This is a genomic window from Mesorhizobium sp. M1004, assembly GCF_040318795.1.
Lineage (GTDB): Bacteria > Pseudomonadota > Alphaproteobacteria > Rhizobiales > Rhizobiaceae > Mesorhizobium.
In genome coordinates this window covers 261,877-286,862 of sequence record NZ_JAMYNB010000001.1, presented here as the reverse complement: position 1 = coordinate 286,862, position 24,986 = coordinate 261,877, and the positions used below count along the sequence as shown (strand labels likewise).

Genomic DNA, 24,986 nt, shown 5'->3' with positions numbered 1-24,986 from the left:
CCACCTGACTCAAAGGATCGTTTCATGCTCGAGGTCGGCCTGAACCCCTACGGCCTGACCTATCATCTCGGCCTGCAGGGTCGCGGCACGCCACGCGCCAATCCTAGGCCTGCGGGGCTCGAAGGTTTCATCGCGCTGGCGACCGAACTCGGCGCGCGCGTGCTGGAGATCTGGGTGCCATGGCTGAGCGAGCTTTCCGACGACGCGGTGATCGCGCTACGCGAACGGCTCGCCGGCCTTGGCATCACGCCGGTCGTCAGCGGCGGCCTGCTGGTGGGCGAACCGCTCGACGATGCCTTTCGGGCCGCGCGCCTGCTCAAGGCCAAAATCATCCGCACGGCGCTGACGCCCATTCTCTGCGGCGACCGCAACGCCGCCGGCGAAAAATGGAGCGAGTACGCCGGCATCATTCGGGGGCGATTGGTGGAGTGGGGTCCCCGCGCGAATGCCGACGGGTATGTCCTTGCGATCGAAAACCACCAGGACTTTACCAGCCGGGAACTCGTCGATTTCTGCGCCCTCGGTGGTGACAGTGTGGGCGTCACCTTCGACACCGGCAACACGTTCCCGGTCGGCGAAGCGCCGCTCGATTTCACGCGCGCGATCGCCCCCCATGTCCGCCATGTCCACCTCAAGGATTACCGCGTGCAGTTCACGACCGAAGGTTACCGGCTGATCCGCTGCGCCATCGGTGACGGTGCTGTGCCGTTCGCCGAGCTGTTTGCAATTCTTGCCCAGCACCATGATCGCCTGACCGCCGTCCTCGAACCGGGCGCATTGGAGGCGCGGCATGTCCGCTATCTCAGCGACGACTGGTGGCGCGGCTATCCCCCGAAGACGGCACGCGAATTTGCCGCCTGCCTGGCGGCCGCGCAGCGCAACCGGCTGCCCGACGATGCCGACTACCGCACGCCTTGGGAGCGCGAAGCCGACGTCTCACTGGTTTCCTATGAGCTCGACATGATCCGGCGCAGCGCCGCCAACATGCGCAAATTTGGTTTGATGGAGAATATCCGATGACGGCACGTGAACTCGATGGATTGACCGCCTTCGTAACCGGCTCCGGCCGCGGCCTCGGCCGCGTGATGGCCGAGCGCCTGGCCGAACTCGGCGCCAATGTCGCGATTCACGACATGGACGAGGAAGCGCCGGCCAAATATGGCGAGTTCGCCAATCTGAGCGAAGTGGTCGAGCGCCTGAAGCGGCACGGCACGAAGGTGACGTCGGTGACCGGCAACATTGGCGACCAGAAGGCGGTGGCCGCGATGAAGCGCAAGATCGAGGCCGATCTCGGCGACGTCCATGTGCTGGTCAATTGTGCCGGCGGCGACATCGGCGCCAGGGGCGGCAAGCCGAACCCGAACAACGCCCTCGACATCGAACTCGACGACATCCGCGTGCTCACCGAGAACAATCTGATCGGCACGATGCTGGTCTGCCAGGCCTTCGTGCCGCCGATGAAGCAGCGCGGCGGCGGCTCCGTCATCAACATCGCCTCCGCGGCGGCACATCTCGGCTGCTCGCCCGAGGTCGTTTACTCCACCTTGAAGGCCGCGGTCGTGCATTACACGCGCTGTCTCGCCAAGGAACTGATCGACGACGGCGTGCGCATCAACGCGGTCAGCCCCGGCGCCACCAAGACGGCACGCTTCCAGGCGACCCGCGTGGTCGATCCGGAGCGCATGGATTCCAGCAAGAAGTCGCTGAACCGCTATGCCGAGCCGGAGGAGATCGCCGAGGCGGTGGCGTTTCTGGCTGGCCCGCGGGCGCGGTTTATCAACGGGCAGGTGCTGCGGGTGGATGGCGGGTTTACGATTTTTCCGGGGTGATGGGGCGGGCCTCGAATTTCAATTTCGGGGCCGAAAGCGGAAGTGCCGTTTTCGGGATTCCTGGGTTAAATTGCCCCCTCACGCCTCGAGCTTTTCGCAGCGTCAAAACGGCTGTGGAGGGATTGGCAGGCTATACCGCTGACGAAGCGCACATGTGACGCACCGAGGATAAGTAACCCCGCTTGGTCACGAGGGCGCTGCCGACCGGTTGGTCGAAACTGGCGCTGGTACTCGCTATTCACGAAATTGCCGATCACCCTGACGAGGTCCACTGAGCAATGGTGAACGTCATTTCTGAAGTCGCAAGCAACTCGGCCGCCCTACTCCATTGAGGTCAGCCATGCCTTCGCGGAGCCGACGCAATCTCTGCTGGAGCCTGCATGCTTCTTCAGGCGCAAGCGCTGTGTCTCAGTGCGGCATGAATCCTTTTCTCAGCCAAGCCAATATCTTGCTCCCATTGAGAACCCTGCGGACACGCCCGGCGGCCCAGCCAGCCTGCATGGTGGCGCCGGTGTGGCAACTGCAGACGATCTCATGCAACTGCCAATCGGAGAGTTCGAAGAAGCGTCTGGCTTCCCCGTAGGTATCCGATTGCATGCCCGATGCACGCAGCAGTGGATCGTCAAAGGCGACACTAATCGCCGATCCGACCGCGCGCGCTTCTCCGCGGACAGAGGGATGCAGATGCTCAGTCCCGGTGAGAGCCACAAGGGAGCGCGTCGGATTTCGATAGAGCAGTTCCGCCCACCGCTCTATCCGTTGCGTCCTTGTAGCCAGCAGAGCCGGCGATAGTGGACTGATGTCCGCGACTGACTGGAGTTGATCGAGTGTCTGGTGCTTCATGACTGCCTCCTGTTGGTCGTTCCAATCCCTAGGCCTTTGCTGCAGGATTGGCTCACACGCTAAGCCGCCTCGTAAAGGAGCGGCGGCCGATCAGGTGTTGCCACCAATCGCCCACAGGCACCGCGCGGCGGCATCTGCAGCGACACCAACTGCATTCCTTCGCCAATGTTCCAGCGGGATGAAAAAAACTGTGCGGCCGGCCGACCCGACGGATCCGGCTGGCGCACGCAGGATCCTGAACTGCTGGACGATGATGACGCAGGCCTGGAAAGGCGGCTAGGTTGGACCTTGCTTTTCAGGCTTGACCATGATGTTTCACTACCCGCTCGGTCATCGCGGGAAGGCCAGGAGCAGAGCCGCTGGCAACGGTGAGTTGCGGACCAGGGCGGGCGGTGGTGGACGACGCCCTTGGGCCGCCAGGTCACTGAAGGAGCAACCGAAGCGGCGCTTCGGGCGTAAAAGCGATGTCCCTGTAGGTCTGCAATGTCTGCTTATGGAGGAACGGCGGCAAGGCCTCTTTGACCGGCATGGGGCGCATTGCTGACCGGCAGATTTTCGGCCGACAGCAGACCCTCTGCTGCTTGGGTACGCAGCACGCAAGCTGACATGTGAGACCTCGGTGCGAAGGCCGGGACCAGGCCCACTGCGAACGTACGTGTTGGTTCGCATGTTGGCGCTGAAGCGCCTTATCGTTCAGCCTCGCGGCACATAGATCATATGAACCGTATCGTCATCGATCAATGTGCTCGACACCAGTTGCAGCGGAGGCCTTGCCTCGTGGAAGAAAGGCTTGCCCTTGCCGAGCACGAACGGCCTCACGTGCAGGTGATATTCCTCAATCAGGCCCAGCCCGGTCATAAGACCGGCCAGTTCCGGACCGGAAACGCTCAGGATACCCTCCGTGCGGGCCGCGATCTCGCGAATCTGCGCTTCAATATCGCCGGAGATGAGGGTGGCGTTCGGGCCGACCCGTGAAAGTGTGCGCGAAACGACCCATTTGGGCAGCTTGCGCCAGAGTGTCGCGAACTGGCGAAGCGAAGCATCCCATTCCGCGTGATCATCGTCCCAATAGCGCATGACCTCGTACATCCGGCGGCCATACACAGCGCCGGCATGGTTGCGAATCGTCTCGATCCAGTACTCGAAGTGCTTCTGGCTTGGTGCGCCCATGACCAGATTTCCGGCAAGGTCATCGACATAGCCATCGATGGAAACGTTCATTCCCAAGATAAGTTTGCCCAAAAGCAGCGCCTTCACCTAGTGGGTCCACGGACCAACCGCTTGTAATGCAAGCAGTCAGACGCTATAGCAACTGATTGCAAATCGCAAGCAGCATGGAAGAAGCGTTCGTGCCGCAAACGAGCCCTGCCTTGTCCCATCAACCCTGCACTTGAACAGCTGGGTGATCCGTCCCGGCTACCGCCATCTAGGCCTGCCTTCCCGAATCAAGCTGCACCCCAAGTCGCTCGTTCCGTCTCCACCGCACCACGGCGCGATAGCTGGTATGATCGACCGGCACGTGAAGGACGAAACGGTCGGGGATTGCGATATCGGCCTTGACCCGCAGCTCCGCACCGTGGGCGTGCTGGTTACAAACCAGACAATTGATACTGGCGTCGCCAACGCGGATTGTCGCTTCCTTCAGAACAAGATCACGGATATGCGACCGTCGCTCTATCGGTGGGTCAGCCGGCATTGCCTTATCCCTCTGATTTGACGACCTGAAACTCTTCTGAACCCGGAATGGAAAGCGCACTACCGGCCCAGCGGTTGCCTCGAAAGACTGACGAGCTCGGCTTCGTCGACCACGCCGGCCATATAGTTCGCGATAATTTCGCGATAATCCGGGATGCGATGGCGTCGCGTGCTTCGGGCGACTGACCGTCGCGCTTAAGCTGCTCGAATACACGGCCCAACAGCTCGAGTTCGGATGGCTGCAAAACGCCGGCCTCGGTGGCTTTGCGTCGAATGGGCATTTGTGATCCTCCACTGCGGTCAACAACATACGACCGCGGCAGGGAAACTCAACTCACCTGTCGAGGGCGCCACGCAGGCGGCGGCGACCACAAATCCCGTTTCGAACGATCGGCGCCTCAGCCGGCGGCCTCAGCCGCCTTGCGCCGCGCGTCGCTCACCGTCAGCCAGGCTGCCGAGACCAGGAAGTAAAAGGCGCCGAACGCGGCATAGGGCGCGACATCGGTGATGCCGACCGTCGCAGCGCTGCCAGCCATCCTCACAAAAAAGATGCCGGCCAGCGCCGACTGGGCGCCACTCAGCACCATTGCCCACTGCGCGCCGGACTTCCAGCGCCGGACTGCGGTTGCCAACTGAAAAAGGCCCGACAGGACCGCCCAGACGCCGAACACCGCGAGCACCGCATTCATGCTTTTGCCCAGAGCAATGGCGACCGCCGCCGTGGTGATGATGCTGATGACCAAATTCAGCAGCTGCGTCTTGTTGCGGCTTAGCCCGCCGCTGCGCTGGGCGTCGACGAAATTGGCCAGCGCATCCCAGGCGGGATAGGCGACCAACATGATGGCTGCCAGGGACGGCATTGTCCTGGAGGCAGTAAAGGCCAGCAGCACCCAGGCCGCCGCCACGGCAAAGCGTATGAAATAGTAGCTCTTGAGCCACGAGGATTGGTTGGCTTCATTCGTCTTGACAAGCATTTTCGGATTTTCCTTTTTTGTGTTTACCTACTAGAAGGTAGGTACGATGGATGCGTCGAAGAGAATTCGGCGGAGGGGCTCGCCGCCCCTGTCGCGCAAATTCCCTGTTAGTGAACCTTCCGAGACAGACGCTGAACGGTCGGCGTCAGAATGGCGCCGAAGATGGCGGGGTTGCCATAGGCGCGCGCGGACAGCATGGCGCCATGAACGGTCGCCATGAAGGTCTCTGCCTCCAGCTCCGCCGAGCCTGCAAATCCGAGAACCCCCTGCTCGGCGCCGCGCTCCATGACCCTGGTCAACCAGGACGACAGAAACCTGAAGTAAGCCCGCACTTCGACGGCAATTTCAGCCGGGAGCGCCGGGAGTTCGCTGGCAAGCAGCGCGCAGACGCAAAACGGAACGCTCGCATCCTCGATGCATTTTGCCCAGTAGTCGGCATAGGTCTGAAGCAGTGCAAGCGGGTCTGGGAGTTTACTTTCCAGATCTGCCATGCCTGCCTCGGTACGCTCGCGATGGCGCGCCACAAGCGTGCGGACAAGATCGACCTTGCTGGGGAAATGATGGTGGATGCTCGCCTTGCGGATCCCCACCTCGCCGGCGATATCGGCATAGCTGAATCCGTTGTAGCCGCCGGCCACGATGAAGTTTCGCGCGGACGCCAGAATCTGATCGGAAGTCGCCACAAGGTTGCTCATGGCGTTTACCTACCTACTAGTAGGACTAGCCGTCAACGCCGAATTTCGGAGCGGGGAGCTTTTCACTCAAGCGATACTGATCTGGCGTCCATACATACAAGGCCCGCCGGCAAAGCCGGCGGGCGCAATAGGTCGTAAGATACCTCGCTAGAACCAGCCTCGGTCGCGTTCCTGGCTTTGCCCGAGCAGCATGCCGATCAACAGCCCGGCAATGCCGCCAAGCACGAAAGCGCTGCTGATGGTGCCGGGATTTTGCTGGACGGCTTCGGACACCGTCTGCGCCTGCGATCTCAGCTGCTGCGTTGCCCGTGCCGCGCGCTCGGTCGCGCTGCCGTACCAGCCGCCGGCTTCGCCGACGGCATCTTCTGCGCGGTCGGCAAGCGTCCGGTTGATCTTGCTGATCTCGCGCCTCAGCGATGCGACCTGCTTCTCCAGGGCCTCCTGGGCCTCTCGGGCAGAAATCTTCGGGGTGTCCTTCGGGGTGTCCTTCGGGGTGTCGTTCTCGGCCATGGCTGTTCCTTTCGTTGAGGCAGGGGGAACGGCCAACGGACAAGGATGGTTCCGCTGCCTGCCGTCACGGTCATTCGCCGGGCCGGCCGCCAACTTTGGGAACACTCTCCCGATCCAACGGTTGTGGCTGATGGAGGGCACGCATTTGTCGAATCGATCGAGCCATGCTGAAACGCTGCGGACGGTCTCCGACCTGCTCCACCGCGCCCGCCGTGTCATTCGCGACGGCGGCCATGCGGCGGCGATGTTCGAAATAGACACGCTGCTGCAGGTCGCACAAACAGAGGTTGCGCGCCGCCTCGAACGCAACGATCGCTGAACCTCGATAGGCCACCGCGGGCGGTGTTCATTTGCCGGCGGCCAAGGGCCTCGTTTCCCTTTTTGATCGACTTGCAAGGCGCCCGTCGAGCCGGCCGCTGTCCTCAGCGTCGACATGGCAAAGGCGCAAAAAGCCGAGGATGAGGGGCCATCATCGCGGCATCGACCCTCCCGGTTATAACGCTTGGGCGGCGGAACAAAGCTTGGCCGCACTGGTTAGGCTCACAGCACGATGTGTGCCCCAACGAGGATCTCTGTCCATGAAAACACGTGTTCTTCTAGCTTCGCTGGCCACCGCCACAGCCATGATGTTCGCCCTGCCCGCCTTCGCCGCCGACAGTGCTCAGGACTTTGTCGACAAGGCTGCCATCGGCGGCCTGTTCGAAGTGGACTCCAGCAAGATCGCAGAAGGCAAGGCCCAGGATCAAGGCGTCAAGGATTTCGCCAAGAAGATGATCGACGATCACGGCGCCGCCAACGCCAAGCTTGCGACCATCGCCGGCGAACAGAAGCTGAAAGTGCCGACGGAGCTGGACGCCAAGCACAAGGCCGATCTGGAGGCTCTGCAGAATGCCAACGATGCCGTCGACAAGCCCTATGTCCAGATGCAGCGCGATGCGCATTCGGAGGCGGTCACGCTGTTCGAGAGCTATGCCAAGGACGGCGACAACGCGCAGCTGAAGACCTTCGCCTCCGAGACCTTGCCGACGCTCAAAATGCATCAGGAAATGGTCGAGAAGATCGCTTCCGCCGACAATGCATCCTCGACCACCAGCTCCACCACCCCTGCCGTGAGCACGACCGACACCACCAATCCGGCCGCCCCGGTCCCGGGTGCCAACAGCTTCACCGAGGATCAGGCCAAGAGCCGCATTCAGGATGCCGGCTTCTCCGGCGTGTCCAAGCTGACCAAGGACGAGCAGGGCATCTGGCGCGGTCAGGCCACCAAGGATGGCAAGACCACGACCGTGGCGCTCGATTATCAGGGCAACGTCGTTGCCGGCGCCAACTGAACCTCTGAACCAGATCGAGGAGATCAAGACCATGAAAACCGTAACAGGACTTTTCGACAACTACGATGATGCCTCCGATGCCGTCGGCGAACTGGAGGCAATCGGCGTGCCGCAGTCCGACATCAGCATCGTCGCCAACAATTCGGATGACTGGTACGACGATGGCGACACCTCCAACGCCGCCGAGGATGCAGCCGGCGGCGCCGGTCTCGGAGCCGTCATTGGCGGCGCCGGCGGGCTTCTGACAGGGCTCGGCATCATGGCCATTCCGGGCGTCGGTCCGGTCGTGGCCGCAGGATGGCTGGCCGCCACCGCGGTCGGCGCCGTTGGCGGCGCGGTCATCGGTGGCGCTGCCGGCGGCATCGTCGGGGCGCTGACCGAGTCAGGCGTCCCCGAAAGGGATGCGCATGTCTATGCGGAGGGCGTTCGCCGCGGTGGCACGATGGTGACCGCCAGGGTCAGTGACGAACTCGCCGATGAGGCCGAGCGTATTCTTGGCGAGTCCAACTCGGTCGATCTGCAAGACCGCCGACGCGCCTATGAAGCCGGTGGCTGGACCGGCTTCGATGCCAATGCCGACCCCTACACCGACATCGAGGCCGAGCGCGACAGAACGCGCAACGCCAGCCCACTCTGATCATCGAGCCCCGTCGCCGTACGGCGGCGGGGCCGAAGGTGCTGTCGGCGCACTGCAAGCGACGTTCAGATTCGGCCATAAGGGGCGGGTTCTATTCGGACCTGCCCCTTTTCGCTGTTGCCTTGGCTTGACCGGCTCTTGCCGTGTTAGCATCGAACCAACGAAACCAGCCCAGGAAAACATGTGCCCGTCCCCGCAACTGATTGCCGAATGGCCGTTGTCGCCGTCAGCGACACTCGGGTCCGCCGTGCGCTCCAAGGGGATCGAACGTGAAGTCAGAGCCCGACTGCTATGGGCAGTCAGGAAGCACGTCAAGGCCGAGACGGGCCGCATCGCATTGCGAATGTCGAGATCCGAAGCGGAAGCGTTCAAGGCCGCCTCTGCCAATATCTCCAAAACACTGGAGGGAGTGGAAGCGCTGCCTGTGCTTCCACGCGAGGTCGAGGATATCCTTACGATCTCTTCGCGCGAGCGCCACAAATGGCTCAAGGACGGTCGGCTGCAAAGCACCGGCACACGCACCGTCAAGATGCGTGGGCGATCAAAGTCTGTCACCTTCCACGTTTTCGACCCGCGCCACATCGAGGACGTCCTGGACCGCGATCTGGCAACCGTCTGGAGAGAGCAGGATGTCCAGGCGGTCGCCGAGAACAGGCGGCGCGGTGCGGGCAAGGCCGCGCTGACGCGCGCGGGAAAGGGCACCGGCCGGGCTCGCACTGCGAGGAAGGCCCGGAACACGGACGGCCCGGCGCCCGGATTGAAGGGCTGGGATGCGTTCGAGGACGAAGGCCTGCTGCGATAATGATGCTGGCGCTTGCCCTTGTATTTTGGGCGTGTGCGGGGCGAGCCTCAGCCTCAGCGCATCAATCCCGCTGCCCTGAGCGCGTCCTCGATGACCTTGGTAATCCCGCCCGCCGGACCGCTTGGCGGATTGACAGGCTCCGGGGCCGGATCGACACGGACAGCTCGCGGTTTTTCCTTCGGCGAGAAAGGCTGCAATGCAGTGCCTGAAGCGGCCTCGGCTTTCGCCGCGCGTCGTACGTCTGGCTTCGTCAGCCCCCAGAAACGGGCGATGTGGCGCGTCGAGGAAATCCCGACATCCAGCATGAACGGCCCTGCTTTGCCGAGAGCATTGTCGCCGCTCGCCTGCAATGGCGTGCCATGGCCCATGCCGGCAATGCTGTATGCCTCGACCACGTCGCGGCCTTTGCCATCGCACCAGACTTTTCGGCCCTGACCGTCGACCTTTTCCGTGCGTGTCGGCGCTTGAGCGAGGCCGTGCACGCCCTGCCATTGCGCCAGCACCGCGTCGGCATTGGAAGGCACCACGGTCGTATCGGCCGAGCCCTGCCAGACCGAAATCCTCGGCCACGGCCCCTTGTGCGGCGAAGCTTCCCGCAACAGACGCTGCAGGTCGCTTCTGGACGGTCCGCCATGGCCACGCATGCGGTCGAAGGCTTCGGGGATGGTCGAGGCGCTGCCATAGGCAAGCCCGGCAATGATCGCGCCACCGGCAAACACGTCCGGGTAGGTCGCCAGCATCACCGCCGCCATGGCGCCGCCGGCGGAAAGACCGGTGACGAATATCCGCTTGCGGTCGAGACCGTGGGTGACCACCGCCGCCTCGATCATCTGGCGGATGGACAGTGCCTCGCCGCTGTCGCGGCTTACATCGCCCGGCACGAACCAGTTGAAGCAAAGATTGGCGTTGTTGGCGCGCTGCTGCTCGGGGAGAAGCACGGCAAAACCCTGCTCGGCAGCAAGTTCGGTCCAGCCGGAACCATGATCGTAAGCGGCTGCATTCTGGGTACAGCCATGCAGCACCACGACCAGCGCTGCCTGCTTCGGCAGGTTTTCAGGGAGATAAAACCGCGCGCGCAAGGCGCCGGGATTGGACCCGAACCCTGTCATCTCGGACAGGTGATCGTCCTTGCTCTGTCCTGCACCGGCTGGCCGGCCGCGCATCGCGCTCAGCCGGGCGATCGTATCGGATATGTCTCGCAAATCGGTATCCTTGCGCGCCGGAATGGGCAGACTCGTGCACACAACGCACACGCAGCAATATCGTTGCTGCACTGCACAATAACAAGCGGCGCGGCCGATTAAATGACCGATGGATCATAGAATCCGCTGCACGGCTTGTGACGGACGAACGCAATTTGGCCCGGCTGACCTCTGGTCAGTCAGCCGATCGAGGCCGGCAGGCGCCGGGTTACCAGCGCTGATGCACGTAGGGCTTGATGTTCTCGTCGTAGACCGCCTTCACCTTGGCCATCGACTCGGAGGACAACGGCGCAAGCTCCGCCGCTTCCGCATTGGAAACCGCCTGCGCCGGATTGCGGGCGCCGGGAATGACAACCGTCACAGCGTCGAACATCAGGATCCAGCGCAGAGCGAATTTCGCCATCGTGGTGTCGCCTGACACCAGCGGCCGCACCTTCTCGACCGCCGCTAGGCCGACCTCATAGGGCACGCCCGAAAACGTCTCGCCGACATCGAAGGCTTCGCCTTTCCTGTTGAACAGGCGATGGTCGGTGGTCTCGAACTTGGTGTCCGCCCTGAACTTGCCGGACAACAGGCCGCTGGCCAGCGGCACGCGGGCGATGACGGCGACATCGTTCTTTTTCGCCTGGTCGAAGAACAGCTCGGCCGGGCGCTGGCGGAAGGCGTTGAAGATGATCTGCACGCTGACGACGCCGGGATATTGCATCGCCTTCAGCGCCTCTTCGACACGCTCGACGCTGACGCCGTAATTGCGGATCTTGCCCTGCTCGGTGAGCTTGTCGAGACGCTCGAACACCTCCGGATGATAGTAGAGATCGGTCGGCGGGCAATGCAGCTGCACCAGGTCGAGCGTGTCGGTCTCGAGGTATTTCAGGCTGCGGTCGATCCAGCCGGTGAGGTTCTCGACGCTGTAGCCCTCGACCGTCTGCTTCGGCAGCCGCCGTCCGGCCTTGGTGGCGATGAACGGGCGCGCGCCACCGCGTTCCTTCATCACCCGTGCGATCAGCTTTTCCGAACGGCCGTCGCCATAGACGTCGGCGGTGTCGAGGAAGCTGACGCCGGCATCGAGCGCAGCATGCAGGGCGGCGACCGCATCGCCGTCATTGACCTCGCCCCAGGCTGCGCCGATTGCCCAGGCGCCGAAGCCGATCTCGCTGACTGATCTGCCGGTACGGCCAAATTTCCGTGAATGCATCTCGCTGTTCCTGACTTGCGGCTTCGCCGGCAATGCCGGCTCCATGATTGCGATTTTTCGGGGAGCCTCATACCGCATGGCAACGCGATTGACATCCCTCTTCCTTGGATTTACCAGATCACAGGGTTGTATGACAACCCGGTAAGATTGCAACGATTTCGAGCCGGGAGGAACATGTCGCTGATTCGCGAATTCGATCTCCGACGGGGTCGCCGGATGAGCAGTCCGTCAACCGTGGTTGGCCCCCTAATCGTGAACAGCCTTGTTGCGCAGATCCTCGAAGCGGGCATAGCTTTTGGTCAGATGGCTGCGCATGGCGCGCCGCGCGGCATTGACGTCCCTGGCTCCGATGGCCCCGAGAATGGCGCGGTGCTCGCGCTGCATGCGGTCGAGATATTTTTCCCGCTCAGCCTCCGTCATCCGGTCGAGCCGCGTCCAATGGCGCGGGATCATGGCGCTGCCGAACGTGTCGAACAACCGGGTGAAATTCGGGTTCTGCGTCGCAGCGAGAATGGCGCGGTGGAAGCCGAAATCCTCTTCCGAGCCGGAGCCGCCGGCACGCACCGCCGCTTCCAGCGCATCGAGCCGCGCGCTCATCTGCTGGAGCGCCGCCTCGCTGCGCCGCTCGGCGGCAAGGCCGGTCGCTTCGACCTCGATGCCCATGCGCAGTTCGAGCACGCGCAGCACCTCGTCGATCGATTCGAGATCGTCGGGCAGCACGGAAAACGTCTTCGGAGGCGGATCCTTGGCGACGAAGGCGCCGAGCCCCTGGCGCGTGGTAATCAGCCCGCGCGCACGCAGCGCCGCCAGCGCCTCGCGCACCACGGTGCGGCTGACGCCTGTGGCAGCAACAATCTCCTGCTCGGTCGGCAGCCGCTGCCCCGGCGCAAGGTCACCGGATTCGATCTGCGCGATCAGCGTGTTGACCAGACCCGTCCGCAGGTTGGGCGCCTGCGGTATGGCGTCGAAAGTCATGGGCTCCGCCATCAGCGCGACTCCGGTTCGATTCTTGTTCAAAGAATTGCATCGACGGGTGCCCGCCGCAAGGTGACGAAAGTTCGGCCCGCTGGCACGAGCCATGGGAGGATTGCATGAAAGAACGCATCGGCTTCATCGGCCTGGGCAGCATGGGCGCCGGCATGGCCGACAATCTGCTGCGCAAAGGCTGGCCGCTGACGGTGCATGTCCACCGCAGCCGCACCGCAGCCGACCGGCTGATTGCGGCCGGTGCCACTGAAGCGGCCAGCCCGCGCGACCTCGCCGCTGCCTGCGACATCGTCATCCTGTGCGTCACCGGCTCGCGCGAGGTCGAGGCACTGGTCAAGGGCCCGGACGGACTGGCCTCGGCCAAGACGCCGCTGCTGATCATCGACTGCTCGACCTCCAACCCGTCATCGACGACAGCGCTTGCCGCCGACCTCGCGGAGCAGGGCATGACGCTGATCGACGCGCCGCTGGCGCGCACGCCCAAGGAAGCCACCGAGGGCAAGCTCGACGTCATGGTCGGCGGTACGGCCGAGATCGTCGCCCGAGCGCGGCCGGTGCTCGAAGCCTTCGCCGCGCGTGTCGTCCACACCGGCCCGACCGGCAGCGGCCACACCATGAAGCTGCTCAACAATTTCGTTTCGATGGGCTATTCCGCGATCTATTCGGAAGCGCTGAGCCTCGGCGCCAAGGCCGGGCTGACGCCGCAGGTCTTCAACAGTGTCATCTCCGGCAGCCGCATGGATTGCGGCTTCTACCAGGCCTTCTTCGACTTCGTCCTCAACCGCAACGAAAACGCCCAACGCTTCGCCATCGCCAATGCGCTGAAGGACATGACCTACCTCGCCTCCTTCGCCCAGGCCGCCGGCATCGCCAACCCGATCGGCGCCGCGGTGCGCAATGGGTTCGCTACGGCCGTCACAACAGGCCATGGCGAGAAATTCGTGCCGGCGCTGTCTGATATTGTCGCGGGGCTGAATGGGGTGAAGTTGGTGGAGGCGGCGGGGAGTGATGGGCCACCTATCGCCACCCATCACTAGCGATCACCCCACGGCGGAACCAAAGTAAGCGAGCCTACCGTTTCTGGAGCGCATTGAGCGCTTTGAAAAGCGTCTCTGCTCGACTCAGCGTACTCACAACCTCCGGTGCATCACCGCTCAAGGTTCCGGGATTGGCAAGGAGCCACGCCGACGGGGTAAAATGGTCGAACTCCGGTATGCTCTCTGGCAAGATCCGGAAGTATGCTTCGGCCTTCTTTACTTGTCGCTCGGTGCTTTCGTCGGCTGCTTTGAGCTTCGCGGGGTCGAGTTCATTTCCCCCGGAAAGGCCATAGGTCTTGTTCACGATGGCACAGAAAAGTTGCGGGTCGAATAGGTCCTCGACATCTGCTTCTTCCTGAGCGGTGAAGTCGGCCACTGTTAGGACGCCGCCGTCTTTGATGATCTGACTGCGCCTCAGGGCGTCAAGCTTGTTGCGGTCCTTTTTGGTGTAGTCGGATAGCGCAATCACATCGAGGTTGTTGCCGCCAAAGAGCGACACAAAGGCGTGGATCTTGTCGATGCCGCCCGCCGGGCAGAGAACCCAATTCGGATCAAGCCCAGTCCTGCTCCGGCGCCCAAGCTCAGCGGAAAGCGCCTGCAGATAAAGGATGTCGCCAGGGCCCTCGACGAGGATCGTGTGCTTACCTACAAAGAGCGTCTGCGTGAGGGAGTAGCCAAGAGCACCCTGTAATGGGAAGACCGAGTCCCGGTCCGCGTTAAGCACATCTTCGCGAACCTGGGTGCCAGTTGGCGTTCGGCGTCCATTGTCGCCGACCTTGACGAGGTCTTGTACGATCCGAGACGCCATCAAGTTCTCATGCGGCACCATGAACGGTGAGTGTGTCGAGTAGATCATCTGATGGTGAGGCGAGAGCTTCTCCGAGAAATAACGGAGCAAGTCAGCTTGAGCGAGGCCATGCAATGTGAGGCCCGGTTCATCGAGCAAGAGCAGAACTTTCCCCGTAGCTTCCTTCTTGACCCGGTCGAACTTGATGAGGAAGGAGAAAAACCAGGTGAAGCCGGCGCTTCGTTCCGAGAAGGATGTGTCTGCCCTATGGAGTTGGTTGTAGATACGCGCCCGACCAACTGCACCTGAGTTGAAGGGTACCGGATCACCGGACCTACCTTCTGCCACGCTAACGCGAACTTCGATGTCCTGGTTTTGGGTCCAGTACTCAAGGATTTCTTCTGTTAGCACGTTAGAGGCAGCTTGCAGCCGGGCATTGAAGCTCTCGAAAGTTGTAGCTCCAAGAATATCATTCAGAGATACACCCGAGTACTCTAGAAACTCCCAAAAAAGGCGATCCCCGCGAAGCTGGTCGTTCGTGAAGAGAGTGCCGTCGCCCTCCCGATCGTTGAGTGTGGGTAAATGCACGACGGCATTCATCCGGTCGTAGACGGAAAAATACATAAATTGAGGGAAGGAGGGCTGGAGGATTTGCATTACACGGCCGGGCACTGATGAATGTGGGTAGCTTGATAGCTTTTCGAGAAGCGCCCTGTGCTTGGGGTTTGAGCCTGCAAGTTCCTGCAACTTCGCGACGAGTTCAGCACTCGTTGAGGGGGTGCCTAACTGACTTTTGTCGGGGGCTGAAAAGGTCGCATGAGCAATCAAATAATTGATAGCCATGCTGTCATTTATCGGAACGGTCCAGTGGGGAACTTCAGCGCCATTAAGAGCGGGTAATAATAACCTGGTTGCCCGTCACCGCCTCTGAGCCGAACTCAGCCGCGATAAGGGCTTTTTGGGCGTCGTTGATCTCCCAGGTTGTGGTGGCAATAATCGCCTCTTCGTCCTTATGCCGCTCGCTATAGCGGGCAAGGAACCGCTTAGGGTAATCGCGCTCAATATCATACTGGAAAGGCGTAGCGGGGTGCGGGTTTAGTCCCGCCAAAGCCTGGAGGATCGCGGTTTTCCCCGCCTCGTTTTTTCCCACGAGGCACGTGAGATGCTCTACGGAGAAAACTCCGGAATCTTCGACGGAGCGGAAGTTTCGTATCTGGATAGTTTTCAATTCCACGAAGGCTCCCAGGAAAAATAAGAGATAACTCGAATAACTACCACGCTTTCATCAAACCGTCGGAGGCTGCACAATAGGAAGTCTTCTTCCAGTTAAATCGCGCAAAGTCGTTGATGACTTCCCCCAAGATGTCCGCTTCTTGCACGAGCGTGCCATGCGCTTACGCGAACGTAACATCACCAATCCAACCCAACTATCCTCTCTATTGCCACTTTGGCTCTAAAGCAACGACAGTTGGCCCGGTCCTTGGGGAAACTTGATCTGGCCACACCGGTCCATCCATGCCAAACCGCAAGATCGGTCGAGCGCGGCATATCCGGAAAGGCCTATCTGGTGCCGCCACAGAAGACACGGAATGAAGACGCCACTTGAAAACTACCATGCCCGGATGCAGAGGGTGCTGGACCACATAGACCAGCATCTGGACGACGATCTGGGCCTGGAGGCGCTAAGCGGCGTCGCGGCGTTCTCGAAATTCCATTTCCACCGGCAGTTCACATCAACCTTCGGCTTGTCCGTGCATCGCTATGTCCAGCTCGCCCGCCTGAAGCGCGCTTCGTACCGGCTTGCCGAGAGCGACGCCCAAAGCGTCACCGACATAGCGATGGATGCCGGTTACGACGCACCGGATGCCTTCGCCCGCGCCTTTCGGCAACGGTTCGGACAATCGCCTTCGTCGTTCCGGAAGTCTCCCGACTGGGGGGCGTGGCTCATGGCCTTCGGGCCGCTCGACAAAGCAAGGACCACGCTCATGCAGATAATCTTCGAACCCGCCGACGTGATGATCCGCGATGTGCCGCCGACGCCGGTGGCGATCATGGAGCATCGCGGCGACCGGGCGACGCTCCAGGACACCATCCAGCGCTTCATCGCCTGGCGCAAGGCGGCCGGCCTCTCGCCCGAGACAAGCCCGACCTTCAACATCTTCCGTTCCGAAAGGGAGCCGGCGAACCCGGCCGATTACAGCATGGATATTTGTGCCGGAACCGACCTGCCGGTAGAAGGCGGGCGGATCGAGGACGCGCAGATGAAGGCCGGCGTGATCCCCGCCGGACGCTGCGCGGTGCTGCGCTATCCCGGCAACACCAACAATCTCGAGCCGGCAGCGCTTTACCTGTACCGCGAATGGCTTCCGGCCAGCGGCGAGGAGGCGCGCGACTTTCCGATCTATTGCCAACGGCACTTTTCGTCGAACGGACCGGTGCGTGAGGTGGTGCTTGAGCTGTTTTTGCCGCTGAAATAGCGCGGTGGGGTGGCGGCCTATCTCCGGCCCTGAGCTGGTGAGCCGACGACCGAGTGACATCTGATATGGCGCTCCCCCACTCCGTCTCGGCTTCGCCGAGCCACCTCTACCCACATTCGTGGGGGAGAGGAAACCCAAGCTTTTGAAGGGCTGCGATCTCGGAGATTGGCATTTCCTCATCCCCCATGAAATGGGGGGTCCGAAGGACGGGCGAGACCCGTGGCTCGCCCCGGCAAGGTGGCTCGGCGAAGCCGAGACGGAGTGGGGGTCAGCGCCGCCATAGGCGATTGGCCCAGCGCGCGGACAAGGCAAGGCTATCCCTAAGCCTGCCCGCGCACAGCCTTCCGCAACCGCGAATGCCGCACCGGAGACGCTGCCTCGGGCCCCGGCGCTATCTCCGCAGCTTCCCCCTCATGCAACCCCACCCGCAACGCCGCACCCGCCAGGTGGTCGCGCATGGCGGCTTGTGCTCCTTCGGCGTCGCCGGCACGGATCGCTCTCAGGATGCGCTCATGTTCGCCGAGCGTGATGCGGGCCATGTCGTCCGACTTTTGCTGGTTGCCGGCGGCGAGAATGCTTTCGCGCACCCGCTCGGACACGAAGACCAGGAACTGGCCCATGTAGGAATTGCGCGTCGCCTCGGCGACGGTGCGGTGGAATTCGAGGTCGCTGCGCAGCCAGGCGACGCTGCCATACGGCGCGGCGCGCATGCCGGACAGCGCATCGCCCATGGCTTTGAGATCGGCGTGGCTGCGCCGCTTGGCGGCAAGGGCCGCCGCCTGCACTTCGAGGATGCCGCGCAGTTCGAAGAGGTTGCGGAACGAATCGGCGCGCTGCAGCGTCTCATGGTCGATGGTCAGCACCGTCGGGTTGTTGCTCTCGACCACGAAGGCGCCGCGCCCCTGCTGCGACCAGATTCGGCCTTCCGAGCGCAGCCGCGCGATCGCCTCGCGCACCACGTTGCGGCTGACCCCGAAAGTGGTTGCCAGCGCCGCCTCGGTCGGCAGCTGGTCACCCGGCTTCAGCCGGCCTTGCGCGATCTCGCGCGAGATGGAACTGGCCACCAGAGTGGAGAGGTGTGGGCCGCGATTGACCTTGTCGAGTTTCAGCGTCATCGCTCACCTATAGTCGACGGCGGGTGCGGACGCCAGAATGCGGCCGTTGCTGAGAATGTGGCGCGGGTCGAATGCGTCCTTGATGCCGGCGGCGAGGTCGAGCGTCACCGGATCGATGCGTTCGAGGAACGCCTTCTGCTTGACCCGGCCGATGCCGTGCTCGGCGCTGATAGAGCCGCCATAGCGATCGACGACGGTGAAGATCTCGGCTTCCGCCTGCTCGAACAGATGTTCCATCGCCTCGGTGCCCATGCCTTCCGGCGGCACGACGTTGAGGTGGATGTTGCCGTCGCCGACATGGCCGTAGGTGACGGCCAGCGCGTCGGGCCGGGCTTTCTCCAAGGCGGCCAGCGCATCGGTGACGAAATCGGCAAGCCTGGAGATCGGCACCGACACATCGGTGCGCAGGTAGCGCCCGCCCCTGCCCTGCCGCTCGACCATGATCTCGCGGTAGAGCCACAACCGCTCACCTTGAGCCCTGGTCGAAGCGATGACGCCGTTCTCGACGATGTCCTCGACGCTGCCGAGAAACCCCAGCAGCATATTGGAGAGGTCGATCAGCCCGCCCGACGACACCTCGATCAGCACATAGACGGGATAGGGCTGGCTGAGCGGATCGGGAAAATCCTGGCCTTCGCGCATGGTGATCTCGATGCCGCCGCGCAGGATCAGTTCGAAGGCGGTGAGCAAATCGCTGCAATCGCGCCGGGCGCGGGCATAGAGTGCCATCGCATCCTCGACCGAGCGCAAGCCGACAAGTGCTGTTTCGATCTGCGTCGGCTTGGGAAACAGCTTCAGCGCCGCCGCGGTGACGATGCCCAGCGTGCCCTCGCTGCCGATGAAAATCTGCTTCAGATCATAGCCGCGATTGTCCTTGCGCAGCACTTTCAGCCCGTTCCAGATGCGGCCGTCGGCCAGCACCACTTCGAGGCCAAGCACCAGGTCGCGCGTCATGCCGTAGCGCAGCACGTTGAAGCCGCCGGCATTGGTGGCGACATTGCCGCCGATGCGGCAGCCGCCCTGCGCGCCGAAAGTGATCGGCAGCAGGCAGTCGCTCGCTTCGGCGGCGCGCTTGGCGTCCTCGAGAATGCAGCCGGCCTCGACCACCATGGCGAAGTCGATCGGGCTGATCGAGCGAATCCTATTCATGCGCTCCAGCGAGATGACGATCTCGCCGCCATCCGCCGCCACTGCGGCGCCGACGAGCCCGGTCAGGCCGCCTTGCGGCACGACCGGAATGCGCTCGGCATGGCAGAACCGCATCAGCGCCGACATTTCCTCCACCGAAGAGGGCCGCGCCACCGCCAGCGGCCGGCCGAAATGATCGCCCGACCAATCTCGGCTGTAGCGCGCCAGATCCACTTCCTCGGTCAGCAGCCCGCCATTCGGCAGCAAGCCGGCCAGGGCTGCGATCTGCGATGCGGAGGGTGGCGGCACGGCATTCATGGATTGGCTCTGGGCCCCTCGGCAAAACGGCTGGACAAATACCGGCGTTGTCGTGTTATCATACAACCCTGATTGAGAACCTCAAGCGAGGCTTGCCGCCAAGCGTGCGATGTGGATGATCAGACCCGCAAATCACAGAATTCGGAGGACTTCCCCAATGAGCGACGCCCCGGGCTTTCGCTATATGCACACCATGATCAGGGTGCTCGACCTCGACAAGTCGATCGCCTTCTACACCGAAGTGCTCGGCATGACCTTGCTGCGCCGCGACGACTATCCCGGCGGCAAGTTCACCAACGCCTTTGTCGGCTACGGCCCCGAGGACAAGGAAGCCGTCGTCGAGCTGACGCTGAACTGGGGCCGCGAGGAACCCTATGAGATCGGCACCGGCTTCGGCCACCTGGCGCTCGGCGTCAATGACATCTACGCGGTCTGCGCCGAACTGGAAAAGCGCGGCGCCAAGATCCCGCGCAAGCCCGGCCCGATGCAGCACGGCACCACCCACATCGCTTTCGTCGAAGACCCCGATGGCTACAAGATCGAGCTGATCGGCCTCGACACGATGTAATCCGATCGGGCCGGACCGCATCGGCCTCGCGCCGATGCGGTCCCGTCCTGTCCGCGCTTGCCTGGGAGGCGGGATCACTTGATGACCGCGATCTTGCTGCGGTCGATGGTAATGGCGACGGCGGCAATGAGCACCGCGCCGAACACCATGTTTTCCAGGAAAATATTGACGCCGACGAAGGTCATGCCGATGCGCACGATCGAGATGATCAGCGCGCCGACCGCCGTGCGGGCAACGCCGCCGAGCCCGCCGGTGATCGCCGTGCCGCCGACGATGACGGCGGCGATGGCCGGCAGCAGCAGCTGGTTGGCCAGCACCGGCGAACCGCTCGACAGCCTGGCTGCCAGCACGATGCCGGCGATGGCCGCGAGCATACCCGACGCGGCAAAGGCGATGATCTTGGTGCGGTCGACATTGATGCCCGCGGCCCACGCCGCCGGTTCGCCGGCGCCGACCGCGATCGCTTGCCGGCCGAAGCGTGTGTAGCGCAGCGCCAGAAAGGCGGCGATGCCGATGACCGCCGAAATCAGCACCACCACCGGAATGCCGATGATGGTGGCGTTGATCCACGCCGTGTTTTCTCGGCCACCTTCCTCGATGGTGATGGCGCGGCCATTGGAGACCCAGAGCGCCAGGCCGGTGACCACGCCGCCGGTGGCGAGTGTCGCGACGAAGGACGGCACGCGTAGCTTGACGTGAACGACGCCGCTCAACACGCCGAAGGCGAGCCCCGACAGGATCGCCACCGGAAAGGCGGCAAGGCCGAGCGAAGGCAGCAATTGCGCCAGGATGACGCTGGCCAGCGATGCCACCGCCTGGATCGACAAATCGATGCCGCCAAGCAGGATGGCGAAGGTGACGCCGGTCGCCAGGATGAACAGCACGGCAGTGTTGGCAAACAAAAGCGCCACGGTTTCGCCGGTGAGGAAGCCGGGCGCGGCGATCTCAATGATCAAAAGCAGGCCGACAAGCAGGATCAGCGGAATGGCGCCTTGCGTCCACTTGCCCTCGAAAACCTGCCTGATGGAGAACGCCTCATTCATCGGTTCACACCATTGCCCTGAGAAGATCGACCTGGTTCGGCTTGTTGCCCGGACTGGCATCGAAGCGCGCGGTGATCTCGCCGTCGCGCATCACCAGCACCTGGTGCGACAGGCCGATCGTTTCCTCCAGCGTGTCGGAAATTAAAAGGATCGCCACGCCTTGCGCCGAGAGATCGCGCACCAATTCGTAGACCTCCTCCTTGGCGCCGACATCGAGGCCGCGTGTGGGATGGTCGAGCACCAGGATGCGCGAGCCCGCCGTCATCCAGCGCGCCAGCACCACCTTCTGCTGGTTGCCGCCGCTGAGCTTGCGGCAGGCGGCATCGGGGCCGGGCGCCTTGATGCGCAGCCGTTTGATCCAGTCGGCGGCAAGCCGGCGCTCCTTGCCATAGTCGATGGCGCCATGGCGCATGACGCTGGAGAGATCGGCCAGCGAAATGTTCTCCGCGATCGACAGGAACATCACCAGCCCTTCGAGCCGGCGCTCGCGCGGGACATAGCCGATGCCCTTGCGCACAGCCGGCTCCGGCGAGGAGAAGCGCACGGCATCGCCGGCGATTTTCATCTCGCCGGCATCATGCTGGACGAAGCCGCCAACGGTGCGCGTCACCTCCTCGCGGCCGGAGCCGACGACGCCGGCAATGCCGACAATCTCGCCGGCCCGGATCGAGAGATCGACGCCGTGATAGAAACCGTTGGCGCCAAGCCCCTTGGCCTCGACCATCACGGTATCGCGCGGCGCCAGCTGGCGGGCCTCACGGTAATATTCGGCCTGCAGGCCGCGCCCGACCATGATCTCGTGCAGCTCAGGCGCGGTGACTTCGGCTGCACGATGTTCGGCAACGACGGCGCCATCCTTCATCGTGTAGACGCGGTCGGAGATATTGAGCACCTCGTCGAGGCGGTGCGAGACGAAGACGAAGCTGGCGCGGGATTTGAGCGAGCGCACCCGCGCGAACAGCACCTCGATGTCGGCGGCGTTGAGCACCGAGGTCGGCTCGTCGAGCAGGATCAGCAACTGCCGCTCGACCACTTCCTCCAGGGTCAGCGCCTTGGCCAGCTCGACCATCTGGCGCGCCGCGAAGGTGAGTTCGGAGGTGCGCGCGATGACGTCGATGTCGATGCCGATCTTGGCCAGTTGCCGCCGCGCCGCTGCGTTCATGGCGCGCCAATTGACCAGGCCGAAGCGGGTGAAGCGGTCCTCTTCGCCGAGATAGATGTTTTCGGCGACCGTCAGGTTGAGCACCAGCGACTGCTCCTGGAACACCATGCCGATGCCATGCCTGGCCGCATCACGGGCGTTGCGCATGCGCAGCTGTTCGCCGTCCAGTGTGAGCGAGCCGCCATCCGGCCGGTAGCCGCCGGCCAGCACCCGCATCAGCGTCGACTTGCCGGCGCCGTTCTCGCCGATCAGCCCGACAACTTCATTGGGCCGCACCTCAATGGAGACGTCGCGCAGCGCCTGCACGCCGGGGAAATTCTTGATGATGTTGGACGCCTGCAGCATGGCGTTCACTTGACGATTTTCAGGCGGACACGGTCGAGCGACAGCGCCACCGCGGCGATGATCATCAGCCCCTGCACTGTCTGCTGGATGTAGGGCGAGATGCCGAGCAGGATCATGCCATTGGCAAGCACGGTGACGATCAGCACACCGATCAGCGTGTTGACCACACCGCCCTCGCCGCCGGTCAAAGCGGTGCCGCCGACGACCACTGCGGTGACCGCTGCAAACAGCCTGCCGTCACCGATCACGGCGTGCGACTGGCCGAGCTGTGCGGCGGCAAGCACACCGGCAATGCCGAAGAAGAAACCGGCCAGCGCAAAAGCAGTGATGCGCACGCGCACGACATTGACGCCCGAGAGCTTGGCGACATCCTCATCGCCGCCGATCGCCAATATGTGGCGGCCGAGCTTGGTGTGATACTGGATGACGGTGGCGAGCAGGAACGCGCCGAACGCGACCCAGACCGCCACCGGAAGGCCGAGGAAACGGTGCAAGGCCAGGTCGCGGATCGAGGCGTCGTTCAGCTTGATGGCCGTGCCGCCCAGCATATAGACCGACAGGCCGAGGCCGATGAACCACATGCCGAGCGTGCCCATGAAGGACGGGATGCGCAGCATGGTCTGGACGAGACCGCTGACGAAGCCCATGGCGGTGCCGGCGGCGATGGCAGCGAGCACCGCCCACCAGCCATAGTCGTTGCCGTTGCCGTCATTGGCGGCGAGCAGCACAAGCACCATCGCCGCCACCGAAAGCGTGCCTTCGACTGCGAGGTCGATGCTGCCCATCAGGATGATGAAGGTCAGCCCCATGGCCAGCGTCAGCGGCACGGCGGCGGAATTCGCAAGCCGCACCAGATTGCGCAGCTCGATGAAATTGGGGTTGGCAATGGCGATGAGTACGCAGAGTACAATCAGCACCGCCAGCGGCGCCAAGCTGCGCCAGCGCCTGCCGCCCAGGAATGTCGCGATGCGGCCGGGGAACGATGTCATGGGCGTCGTCCGCTCGATGTCCGAAACGGACTTCAGGGGTTCTGTATGGATTGTCAAGAAACCGCTTCCCGTCTGCTGGTGACAGCCGTCGCGACAAGGGGATCGCGACGGCTGCGGGAGGAAGCGGGCCGCCAGGGAGGTGCAGCCCACTCCGATGGATCAGGTACGGATTGCTCCGGTGACCCGGCCCCACAGATCGTTCCAGTCGATCTCGGGCTTCGCATCGACATTGGTCTTGTAATATTCCTCGACATTGTCGTGCGAGATCAGCACCGCCTTGCCGTAGAACTCACGGTGCTCCGGCGGCTCCTTGGTCGGGTCGAACTTGCCGATCTTGGCGTTGTAGCCGATGGCGAGACCCATGCCGCCCTGCCAGAACGGATCCGAAGTGACCGTGCAGGCGAATTCGCCGGTGCGCACCGCATCGACCGCCGTCTTGATGCCGTCGACGCCGACGATCGGCACCTTGCCGGCGAGGTTTTCGGCGCGCAGCGCTTCCAGAGCGCCCGAGCCCATATCGTCATTGGCCGCCCAGATGCCCTTGATGTCGTCGCCGAAGCGGGTGAGCAGATTGCCCATCAGGTCGAAGGCTTCGGTCGACTTCCAGTTGGCGACCTGGAAGTCGAGCAGCTTGATGTCCGGGTTGGCGGCAAGCGCTGCGTCGAGGCCCTTCTTGCGTTCGATCGCCGCCGTGGTCGAGATCAGGCCGCCGAGTGCGACGATGCCGCCCTTGCCGCCAATGGTCTTGAACAGGATCTCGGCGATGGTCTTGCCGCTGTCGATGCCGTCGAACTCGATATGCGAGACATAGTTCGGGTTGAAATCCTTCGGGTGCAGATCCCCCGGCTTGTTCCACTGGGTCACCACATAGGCACCGGCCTTGGCGCAGGCCTCGACGATCGGGCGCGCATCGGGCGTGTCGTTGGGATCGGAATTCAGCACCATGTTGCCGCCGGTCTTGGCCAGCATCGCCTTGATGTCGGCAATGCCCTTCTCGCTGTTGCCTTCCGAAACCAGCGTGACGTGCTCCAGCCCGGCCCATTTGGCATACGCTTCGGCGCCGGTCTTCCACACCGCGTGATAGGGGTTGGACAGCGAGCGGATCGACGTCACCAGTGTCGGCTTGTCCTGCGCGCGCAACACGCTCGGCATGGCGAGTGCCGCCACGCCGGCGGTGGCGCCCATTATCAGCGTGCGCCGGTTGACCGCAAAATTCTTCGTGTCGTTCATACCTCGAAACCTCCCGATTGAATTCTGTTCCGCCCGGCATCTTGCGCAGGGAGCGCGGCCGGGACCTCCTGGTGAGGATCGTCAAGC

Annotated in this window: 26 protein-coding genes; 9 read left to right on the top strand and 17 right to left on the bottom strand. The window is 63.0% G+C overall.

From position 1 onward, the window contains the following. Nucleotides 1-24: 24 nt before the first annotated feature. Nucleotides 25-1,020 carry a sugar phosphate isomerase/epimerase family protein gene (locus NKH54_RS01420; protein WP_023744136.1) on the top strand — a complete coding sequence of 332 codons (996 nt, stop codon included), beginning with the start codon at nucleotides 25-27 and terminating at the stop codon, nucleotides 1,018-1,020. Further along, complete coding sequence (locus tag NKH54_RS01415) at nucleotides 1,017-1,829, top strand: SDR family NAD(P)-dependent oxidoreductase (RefSeq protein ID WP_023744135.1); 813 nt, start codon at nucleotides 1,017-1,019, stop codon at nucleotides 1,827-1,829. The genes NKH54_RS01420 and NKH54_RS01415 overlap by 4 nt, the downstream gene beginning before the upstream one ends. A gap of 408 nt (nucleotides 1,830-2,237) precedes the next feature. Here the strand turns inward: NKH54_RS01415 and NKH54_RS01410 are convergent, their stop codons facing one another. The 6 genes from NKH54_RS01410 to NKH54_RS01380 form a co-directional block, all read right to left on the bottom strand. Beyond that, entirely contained in the window at nucleotides 2,238-2,672 is a 435-nt protein-coding gene (locus NKH54_RS01410; protein WP_023671095.1) for a hypothetical protein, read from the bottom strand. A 693-nt stretch (nucleotides 2,673-3,365) separates the two neighbouring features. Next, nucleotides 3,366-3,914, bottom strand: coding sequence for a dihydrofolate reductase family protein (locus tag NKH54_RS01405; RefSeq protein ID WP_023744134.1), 549 nt, complete (start codon nucleotides 3,912-3,914; stop codon nucleotides 3,366-3,368). 184 nt (nucleotides 3,915-4,098) lie between these two features. Continuing rightward, nucleotides 4,099-4,368, bottom strand: coding sequence for a PilZ domain-containing protein (locus NKH54_RS01400; protein WP_023726509.1), 270 nt, complete (start codon nucleotides 4,366-4,368; stop codon nucleotides 4,099-4,101). A 397-nt stretch (nucleotides 4,369-4,765) separates the two neighbouring features. Further along, entirely contained in the window at nucleotides 4,766-5,341 is a 576-nt protein-coding gene (locus NKH54_RS01390) for a DUF308 domain-containing protein (protein WP_023704144.1), read from the bottom strand. Nucleotides 5,342-5,448: 107 nt separating this feature from the next. Beyond that, a complete protein-coding gene (locus tag NKH54_RS01385) occupies nucleotides 5,449-6,036 on the bottom strand; it encodes a TetR/AcrR family transcriptional regulator (RefSeq protein WP_023704145.1) in 588 nt (195 codons plus the stop codon). Nucleotides 6,037-6,183: 147 nt separating this feature from the next. Further along, nucleotides 6,184-6,546 (bottom strand): hypothetical protein, encoded by a 363-nt coding sequence (locus NKH54_RS01380; RefSeq protein ID WP_353027615.1) that lies wholly within the window; start codon nucleotides 6,544-6,546, stop codon nucleotides 6,184-6,186. On the opposite strand from NKH54_RS01380, the gene NKH54_RS01375 reads away from it, so the two are divergent. From NKH54_RS01375 to NKH54_RS01360, 4 genes are all read left to right on the top strand, one after another. Then, nucleotides 6,545-6,865, top strand: a complete 321-nt coding sequence (locus NKH54_RS01375) for a hypothetical protein (protein WP_353027614.1) — start codon at nucleotides 6,545-6,547, stop codon at nucleotides 6,863-6,865. The two genes, NKH54_RS01380 and NKH54_RS01375, sit on opposite strands and share 2 nt — an antisense overlap. 259 nt (nucleotides 6,866-7,124) lie before the next feature. Beyond that, nucleotides 7,125-7,877, top strand: coding sequence for a DUF4142 domain-containing protein (locus NKH54_RS01370; protein WP_353027613.1), 753 nt, complete (start codon nucleotides 7,125-7,127; stop codon nucleotides 7,875-7,877). A 31-nt stretch (nucleotides 7,878-7,908) separates the two neighbouring features. Beyond that, the gene (locus NKH54_RS01365) at nucleotides 7,909-8,514 is read left to right on the top strand and encodes a general stress protein (RefSeq protein WP_353027612.1); all 606 of its coding nucleotides are present in this window, start codon (nucleotides 7,909-7,911) and stop codon (nucleotides 8,512-8,514) included. Nucleotides 8,515-8,695: 181 nt separating this feature from the next. Next, nucleotides 8,696-9,316 carry a hypothetical protein gene (locus NKH54_RS01360; protein WP_353027611.1) on the top strand — a complete coding sequence of 207 codons (621 nt, stop codon included), beginning with the start codon at nucleotides 8,696-8,698 and terminating at the stop codon, nucleotides 9,314-9,316. A 53-nt stretch (nucleotides 9,317-9,369) separates the two neighbouring features. Here NKH54_RS01360 and NKH54_RS01355 read toward each other — a convergent pair whose 3' ends face one another. The 3 genes from NKH54_RS01355 to NKH54_RS01345 all read right to left on the bottom strand — a co-directional run bounded on the left by NKH54_RS01355 (nucleotide 9,370) and on the right by NKH54_RS01345 (nucleotide 12,700). Beyond that, the gene (locus NKH54_RS01355) at nucleotides 9,370-10,518 is read right to left on the bottom strand and encodes an extracellular catalytic domain type 1 short-chain-length polyhydroxyalkanoate depolymerase (protein WP_023733545.1); all 1,149 of its coding nucleotides are present in this window, start codon (nucleotides 10,516-10,518) and stop codon (nucleotides 9,370-9,372) included. 208 nt (nucleotides 10,519-10,726) lie between these two features. After that, nucleotides 10,727-11,713, bottom strand: coding sequence for an aldo/keto reductase (locus tag NKH54_RS01350; RefSeq protein ID WP_353027610.1), 987 nt, complete (start codon nucleotides 11,711-11,713; stop codon nucleotides 10,727-10,729). Nucleotides 11,714-11,959: 246 nt separating this feature from the next. Next, a complete protein-coding gene (locus tag NKH54_RS01345) occupies nucleotides 11,960-12,700 on the bottom strand; it encodes a FadR/GntR family transcriptional regulator (protein ID WP_353027609.1) in 741 nt (246 codons plus the stop codon). A gap of 38 nt (nucleotides 12,701-12,738) precedes the next feature. Between NKH54_RS01345 and NKH54_RS01340 the strand changes: the two genes are divergently transcribed. Then, nucleotides 12,739-13,737 carry an NAD(P)-dependent oxidoreductase gene (locus tag NKH54_RS01340; RefSeq protein WP_353027753.1) on the top strand — a complete coding sequence of 333 codons (999 nt, stop codon included), beginning with the start codon at nucleotides 12,739-12,741 and terminating at the stop codon, nucleotides 13,735-13,737. A 34-nt stretch (nucleotides 13,738-13,771) separates the two neighbouring features. Here the strand turns inward: NKH54_RS01340 and NKH54_RS01335 are convergent, their stop codons facing one another. Beyond that, a complete protein-coding gene (locus NKH54_RS01335; protein ID WP_353027608.1) occupies nucleotides 13,772-15,367 on the bottom strand; it encodes an ATP-dependent nuclease in 1,596 nt (531 codons plus the stop codon). Nucleotides 15,368-15,410: 43 nt separating this feature from the next. Then, complete coding sequence (locus tag NKH54_RS01330) at nucleotides 15,411-15,758, bottom strand: AAA family ATPase (protein ID WP_353027607.1); 348 nt, start codon at nucleotides 15,756-15,758, stop codon at nucleotides 15,411-15,413. A 355-nt stretch (nucleotides 15,759-16,113) separates the two neighbouring features. Between NKH54_RS01330 and NKH54_RS01325 the strand changes: the two genes are divergently transcribed. Further along, complete coding sequence (locus tag NKH54_RS01325) at nucleotides 16,114-17,001, top strand: AraC family transcriptional regulator (protein WP_023698608.1); 888 nt, start codon at nucleotides 16,114-16,116, stop codon at nucleotides 16,999-17,001. Between the two features lie 320 nt (nucleotides 17,002-17,321). Here NKH54_RS01325 and NKH54_RS01320 read toward each other — a convergent pair whose 3' ends face one another. Together NKH54_RS01320 and NKH54_RS01315 are read right to left on the bottom strand one after the other, a co-directional pair. Further along, entirely contained in the window at nucleotides 17,322-18,116 is a 795-nt protein-coding gene (locus NKH54_RS01320) for a FadR/GntR family transcriptional regulator (RefSeq protein WP_353027606.1), read from the bottom strand. Between the two features lie 3 nt (nucleotides 18,117-18,119). Beyond that, nucleotides 18,120-19,562 carry an FAD-binding oxidoreductase gene (locus NKH54_RS01315; protein WP_353027605.1) on the bottom strand — a complete coding sequence of 481 codons (1,443 nt, stop codon included), beginning with the start codon at nucleotides 19,560-19,562 and terminating at the stop codon, nucleotides 18,120-18,122. 157 nt (nucleotides 19,563-19,719) lie between these two features. Between NKH54_RS01315 and gloA the strand changes: the two genes are divergently transcribed. Further along, nucleotides 19,720-20,130, top strand: coding sequence for a lactoylglutathione lyase (gene gloA / locus NKH54_RS01310; RefSeq protein ID WP_019856614.1), 411 nt, complete (start codon nucleotides 19,720-19,722; stop codon nucleotides 20,128-20,130). Nucleotides 20,131-20,204: 74 nt separating this feature from the next. On the opposite strand, the gene NKH54_RS01305 is transcribed toward gloA, so the two are convergent. From NKH54_RS01305 to NKH54_RS01290, 4 genes are all read right to left on the bottom strand, one after another. Beyond that, entirely contained in the window at nucleotides 20,205-21,173 is a 969-nt protein-coding gene (locus NKH54_RS01305) for an ABC transporter permease (protein ID WP_023704158.1), read from the bottom strand. A 4-nt stretch (nucleotides 21,174-21,177) separates the two neighbouring features. Further along, nucleotides 21,178-22,680 (bottom strand): sugar ABC transporter ATP-binding protein, encoded by a 1,503-nt coding sequence (locus tag NKH54_RS01300; RefSeq protein WP_353027752.1) that lies wholly within the window; start codon nucleotides 22,678-22,680, stop codon nucleotides 21,178-21,180. Between the two features lie 5 nt (nucleotides 22,681-22,685). Further along, a complete protein-coding gene (locus NKH54_RS01295) occupies nucleotides 22,686-23,669 on the bottom strand; it encodes an ABC transporter permease (protein ID WP_023700938.1) in 984 nt (327 codons plus the stop codon). Between the two features lie 159 nt (nucleotides 23,670-23,828). Beyond that, complete coding sequence (locus tag NKH54_RS01290) at nucleotides 23,829-24,899, bottom strand: sugar ABC transporter substrate-binding protein (RefSeq protein WP_353027604.1); 1,071 nt, start codon at nucleotides 24,897-24,899, stop codon at nucleotides 23,829-23,831. Nucleotides 24,900-24,986 lie beyond the last annotated feature (87 nt).